1 pseudogene is annotated in these 555 nt (G+C 48.2%); it reads left to right on the top strand.

Annotated features, from left to right (window positions below):
* Positions 1 to 119: 119 nt before the first annotated feature.
* Positions 120 to 555: pseudogene (gene slyB, locus FDX22_RS27745) on the top strand (outer membrane lipoprotein SlyB); the annotation flags it as partial.

The following is a 555-nucleotide window of genomic DNA, read 5'->3' as shown; positions in this document are numbered from 1 at the left end:
TCGGTTAAGATTTTCATATTGTTCCAGTAGAACATGTGACCTTAGACTCACAAATGCCATATAATTTAGCCATGAGGAGTGCTTTATTAGCGTTTCGTGGTGACAAAGGAGATTTGTAAATGATTAAACGTGTGCTGATTGTTTCATTAATGGGCGTATCTTTAGCGGGCTGCGTTAACAATGATAGCCTTTCCGGTGACGTGTATACCGCATCCGAAGCGAAACAAGTTCAGAACGTTACCTACGGTACGATTGTTCATGTTCGTCCGGTGCAAATCCAGGGTGGTGACGACGCAAACGTGATTGGCGCTATTGGTGGTGCTGTGCTGGGTGGGTTCCTCGGTAACACCGTAGGCGGCGGTACCGGTCGTTCATTAGCGACAGCTGCAGGTGCGNAGGCGCGATGAATAAAACCCAGGGCGTAGAACTGGAAATTCGTAAGGATGACGGTAATACCATTATGGTGGTTCAGAAGCAGGGTGCGACCAAATTCTCTGCGGGTCAGCGCGTTGTTATGGCTAACAATGGTAGCCAGGTTACCGTGTCTCCACGTTA

It is taken from the genome of Citrobacter sp. TBCS-14 (assembly GCF_005280805.1).
Lineage (GTDB): Bacteria > Pseudomonadota > Gammaproteobacteria > Enterobacterales > Enterobacteriaceae > Citrobacter > Citrobacter gillenii.
Note: the sequence above shows the minus strand (reverse complement) of the source record. Positions and strands in the feature narration are given on the sequence as shown.